This window comes from Bartonella sp. AP58NXGY (assembly GCF_042195785.1).
Taxonomy (GTDB): Bacteria; Pseudomonadota; Alphaproteobacteria; order Rhizobiales; family Rhizobiaceae; genus Bartonella.
Genome location: NZ_JBHIOY010000437.1, coordinates 1 through 534 on the forward strand (window position 1 = coordinate 1; position 534 = coordinate 534).

Below are 534 nucleotides of genomic sequence, written 5' to 3' on the forward strand. Positions count from 1 at the left end.
CCCGCACAGATCTCATAAATGCTAACTATTTCTTCACCACCAATTTCTCCTGCTCCATAATTTTTCAAAAAACTCTTATAGGACGATGTGAATTGCAGACCAAGAATTTCCTCAGCTTTTTTAATCCTTATATCACCAGCTGTATTATCCGCAGTCCAAAATTGATAACATGACTATGCAACTCAAAGAATTGTGTAACGTCAGATAATGTGAAATTGTCCATAAATTATGCTCCATAAATTGTAGAAAGTCTTTGCTTATGAATGTTTCTATTGTCTATTGATATCCAATGGGTTTAGATTTTGATTAATAAAAATAAAAGAGCTCTTTTCTTGAAATAACTGGACACTCTTTATTATAACCCTCGCACTTGCAGCATATAATACAAAACAATAAGCTGTGCTATCAGCTCCAATAGAATCTTTTCCTGATGCCATATCTTTAATATTAGCATTAATCACTTTTTCTCTTCTTTCTTCCTAGAAAGAATTTTTTGAGAAATCTAAAAGAACACTTTTCGGATAAAATTTGTGT

The 534-nt window shown here is 31.8% G+C and carries 1 protein-coding gene and 1 pseudogene; both read right to left on the reverse strand.

Going from position 1 to position 534, the window contains the following annotated elements:
- Positions 1 to 223 (reverse strand): annotated as a pseudogene (locus ACFINC_RS11870) (SMI1/KNR4 family protein); the annotation flags it as partial.
- Between the two features lie 46 nt (positions 224 to 269).
- Positions 270 to 461, reverse strand: coding sequence for a hypothetical protein (locus ACFINC_RS11875; RefSeq protein WP_120101601.1), 192 nt, complete (start codon positions 459 to 461; stop codon positions 270 to 272).
- Positions 462 to 534 lie beyond the last annotated feature (73 nt).